Here is a 4,274-nt window from a genome sequence, read left to right as displayed (position 1 = left end):
GCGTGGGGCGGGCGGGCGCGGTCGCCGAGCTGGTGGCGGTGGCCGAGCGGCTCGGCGCGGCCGTCCACCACCAGCCGATGAACGACGGGATCGACTTCCCCACCGGGCATCCGCTGTACGCGGGGATGCTCGCGCCGCGCAACGCGGCCGTCCGGGAGGTGCTCGGCCGGCACGACGCGGCGATCATCGCGGGCTGCCACGCGTTCATGCCGCACCACTACACGCCCGGCCCCGCCGTCCCGGACGGCCTGGCGATCGTGCAGGTGGACGAGGATCCCGCCGAGATCGGACGCAACTTCGCCGTCCGGCACGGGCTGACCGGCGACCTGGCCGGGACGCTGCGGGCGCTGGCCGAGCACCTGGACGGGCGCGTCCCGGCGGCGCGGGAGCGCACCGAGCGGCTCGGGGCCGCGCACGCGCGCGCCCGCGAGGCGGCCGACGCCGCCGCGCGGGCCGCCTACGGGCCCGCCCCGCTGGATCCGCGGGCCGCCGCGCACGCCGTCGCGGCGGGCCTGCCGGACGGGGCGGTGGTGGTCGAGGAGGCGATCACCGCCGGCCTGCTGCTGCGGGCGGCGCTGCGGCAGGACCTGCCCGGCTCGTACGTCCACACGGTCGGCGGCGGGCTCGGCTGGGGCATCGGCGCGGCGATCGGCACCCGGATGGCGGACCCGGACCGCCCGGTGGTCGCGGTCCTCGGTGACGGGTGCGCCGTGTTCGGCGTCCAGGGCCTGTGGAGCGCGGCCCGGTACGCGGTCCCGGTCGCGTTCGTGGTGATGAACAACGGCGAGTACCGGACGCTCAAGGACACCCTGGACGAAGGCGGCGGCCCGTCCGCGAGGCACGGCCGCTACGTCGGCATGGACCTCGGTCCCCCGTCGATCGACTGGCGGAGCGCGGCCGGGGCCTTCGGCGTCGACGCGGTCCGCGCGGGCTCGGCGGACGAGCTGCGGGACGCAGTCGCCGGCGTCAAGGACCTGGCCGCTCCCCTGCTCATCGAGGCCCCGATCACCGGGCACGCCGCGGGTCGCCGGGCCGATCGCGGGACGGGCCGGTGACGGGGGCCGTGATCCCGCTGCCGGCCCTTGCCGGTCGGCGCGAGTCCGGACACGATCGGGAGATGGACGCTCTTGCCGCGGGCGCGGAGCCGCCGAGGTCGGTGATGGCCCGCGGGCTCAGCCTGCTGGACGCCTTCGGCTCCGCCGACACCGAGCTGACCCTCACCGAGCTCGCCGCCCGCACCGGGTTGCCGAAGCCGACCGCGCACCGACTCCTCGGCGAGCTGGTGCGCTGGGGCGGCGTCGAGCGGACGGACGCCGGCTACCGGCTGAGCATGCGGCTGTTCGTGCTGGGCCAGCGCGCGCCCCGGCCCCGGGGCCTGCGCGAGGCGGCGCTCCCCTACCTGGAGGACCTGTACGAGGCGACGCACGAGAACATCCACCTGGCCGTCCTGGACGGGACGGACACGCTGTTCCTGGAGAAGGTCAGCGGGCGGCGGTCGATGCCGATCGTGTCGCGGGTGGGCGGGCGCCTGCCCGCCTACTGCACGGCCACCGGGAAGCTGTTCCTCGCGCTCGGGCGGCCCGATCGGCTGGAGGACGTCCTCGCGGCCGGCCTCGCCCGCCACACGCCGCACACGATCGTCATGCCGGGCCTGCTGCGGCGGGAGCTGGCGCGGACCGCCGACCGCGGCTACGCGGTCAACCGCGAGGAGTCGGAGGCCGGGGTGTCCGCGGTGGCCGCGCCGATCCTCGACCGGCGGCGCCGCGCCATCGCCGCGATCTCCATCACCGGGCACGTGCGCCGGCTGGACCTGGACCGGCTCGCGCCGGCCGTCCGCACGGCGGCGCGGGCGCTGTCGAGGGAGCTGGCGCGGGAGGGCCCCGGAGAGCTGAAAACGGGGACTCCCCGGTGATCTCGCGATACCGGGGAATCCCCGTCTTCCATGCACCGGCAGCCCTGTGCCGGGTCTATGTGAGGCCGGACGGACGGAAGTGAGCGGGCTCACATCGCCGTCACGGGCCTTCTTCTTGTGTCAGCCGCTTCACCGGGGCTCCGGTGATGTGGCCTCAGTTCCTTCGGGTCAGGAGCCGAAGGGACGCGGAGCGCCCTTCTTCCCGGCGCCGTGGCCCCAGGACAGGACCTCCCACTTGACGCCCTTCAGGTGGCCCTCACCCGTGCCGGAGTTGTACTTGCTCTTCGGCTTCCCGCCGTCCAGCAGGTAGCGGAAGGTGTAGGTGTCGAGGTCGAGCATGACGCCCCGGTGCGAGGGCTTGCCCGGCCCGCGGTCGCCGACGAAGCCGGTGACGCTGCGGCCCTTGTAGCTGACCTTGACCTTGGTGTGGAGGGGCCAGCTCGGGCTGGCGAACAGGCCCTTCTGCATCGGCTTGCCGCCGGCCGGGGCGCCGGTGTCGCCGTTGACGCCCGACCCGTCGTCCCAGAAGTAGGACGCGGTGGTCTTGCCGCTCAGCAGCGACTTGGAGCCGGTCTTCTCGCGCTTGGCGTCCGGCTTGGCCGCGGCCTTGGAACCGGTCTTGGAACCGGCATCGGGGGTGGCCTTGGCCTCGCCCTTCTCAGCGGCGTCGAAGGTCTTCTTGGGGGCGGTCTTGTGCTCCTGCGAGGCCACGGCCTGCTGCGACAGGAACTGCTTGTCCGGAGCGGAGTCATCGCTGGCCGCTGCGACGCCGGCCACCAGCATGCCCGCGAGGGCGGTGCCGGTCACGCCGGTCAGGACGACATTGATCGCTCGCTGCTGCATTGATTTCCTTCGTTCGGGGTACAGGGCTGCCGCTCCGCGCCGGGGCGCTCCGCCGGGTGGCGTCGCGCCGGATTCCGGGCAGGGGGAAGCGGCTCCGAGACTCGGGACTCGGGAGGTGCCGCCGCGGTGAAGGACCCGCTTGGAACGATCCACGGGCATGGTGGACCGCGCCCGCACTCAGGTGCGCACGACCGTTCTCGGGCATGCGTGAACACGGGCTTGGTTCAAACGGAAGGAACGCCGGGCCGGGGGCTCATGGGCGCATCCCGGATACGCGCGGCCGGTGCATGGGACGACCGCGGTTCGGCGCGATGATTCCCGCCTGGCGGGCGGGAGGCGACGGCTATGCGATTGGCCAGGTCAAGGGTTCTTTGACCCGACCTGCGGTTGACTATATACGGCATTACCGTACTTTCGCCAAACCGCCGTTTTCTTTACCTTTGCCCAGGTAGATCGTTTTCCCGGGGACTGGACCGGAGCCCCTTTGGCATCGGGCTTCCGGGTCGTCCGCCCCGCAAAGAACGATCTTTATGGTCCCCGATCACGGGCGGCGCGAGCGCGCCGTACCGCCTCAGAAGCCGGGCAGAGGGCCGAGGAGAACGCTGTAGCGGACTGCCACAGCATCACCGCGACACCCTAAAGAACACACCCACTACAACGGGCATTCCAACCATCCCCCCAGAGCAGGTAAAGCCTGGGTTTGGGCAGCCCGGAGGGCCTACAGGGCCGGGCCTCCGCGCGCATACACGGCTCCCTGGAGGCCCTCAGGGGGCGACGACAGCGGCCCGGTCAAGCCCTGGCTCGGCGCATGACAAACGCCGCGGGGCGAGCCCGCGGCGTCGAAGTGTCCAGCTGGATCAGTGCGTCGGGTAGACCGTCGGCACGAGCGGCGTCGGCCCGGTGCCACCGGTGAAGAGCGGAGCCCCCGGCTGCGGCGGGACGAACGGCCCCTCCGTGTAGACCGGCTCGGGGTACGCGGGCTCCGGGTATGCGGGCTCGGGGTACCCGGGCTGCGGGTACGCGGTGCCCGTGTAGGGGGCGCCCTGGTAGGCGGATTCGCCGTAGGGGTCGGCCGCGGCCACGATGGGTCCCTGCGCCGCCGGCACGGCCTGGGCCGGAGGTGGCGGTACATGGGAGCCGTCGGCGCGGCGCGGCTCGGGCCCTGGGAGGCCCTGCTGCCCCGCACGGCGCTCGGCCAGCAGGGCCATGAGCGCGTGGGCGGTCTCCGCGTCCATCCTCAGCAGGACGCTCGGCATCCCGGACTGGTCGACGAACGGGGAGACCGAGGGGGCGGCCGGCAGCTGCGGAAGCGCGGCCCGCATCTCCTCGCGGAGATCCTGGGCCAGCCGCAGCGCCTGTCGGTCACTGTCGCTCAAGTGTGCGTTCATCGCGATCTCCGGGGAGTTCACGTGCGGGGGTCCGGGATCATCCTGCTAGGGATGGCGTGCAGGTGCAAGGGCTGATGCACGTGCATTTCAAGAAATATCCCCCCGTAACCCCGACCCCTGTCGATCGTTCC

The 4,274-nt window shown here is 73.0% G+C and carries 4 protein-coding genes; 2 read left to right on the top strand and 2 right to left on the bottom strand.

Annotation, left to right across the window (positions count from 1 at the left end; translation table 11 throughout):
- A partial coding sequence (locus ETD96_RS41925; protein WP_240808607.1) for a thiamine pyrophosphate-dependent enzyme occupies positions 1 to 1,055 on the top strand: 1,055 nt, incomplete at its 5' end.
- A gap of 62 nt (positions 1,056 to 1,117) precedes the next feature.
- Entirely contained in the window at positions 1,118 to 1,912 is a 795-nt protein-coding gene (locus ETD96_RS41920) for an IclR family transcriptional regulator (protein ID WP_138642039.1), read from the top strand.
- Positions 1,913 to 2,080: 168 nt separating this feature from the next.
- Here ETD96_RS41920 and ETD96_RS41915 read toward each other — a convergent pair whose 3' ends face one another.
- Entirely contained in the window at positions 2,081 to 2,755 is a 675-nt protein-coding gene (locus ETD96_RS41915; protein WP_138642038.1) for a hypothetical protein, read from the bottom strand.
- Between the two features lie 857 nt (positions 2,756 to 3,612).
- Positions 3,613 to 4,131: a hypothetical protein gene (locus ETD96_RS41910; protein WP_138642037.1), complete on the bottom strand. Its 519-nt coding sequence runs from the start codon at positions 4,129 to 4,131 to the stop codon at positions 3,613 to 3,615.
- Between the last annotated feature and the right edge of the window lie 143 nt (positions 4,132 to 4,274).

The organism is Actinomadura geliboluensis, from assembly GCF_005889745.1.
Taxonomy (GTDB): Bacteria; Actinomycetota; Actinomycetes; order Streptosporangiales; family Streptosporangiaceae; genus Spirillospora; species Spirillospora geliboluensis.
This window is presented reverse-complemented; position numbering and strand designations above follow the sequence as displayed.

Excerpts from the sequence above, each read along its gene's own strand:
- ETD96_RS41920 (WP_138642039.1), top strand. The coding sequence starts at position 1,118 with ATGGACGCTCTTGCCGCGGGCGCGGAGCCGCCGAGGTCGGTGATGGCC.
- ETD96_RS41915 (WP_138642038.1), bottom strand. The coding sequence starts at position 2,755 with ATGCAGCAGCGAGCGATCAATGTCGTCCTGACCGGCGTGACCGGCACC.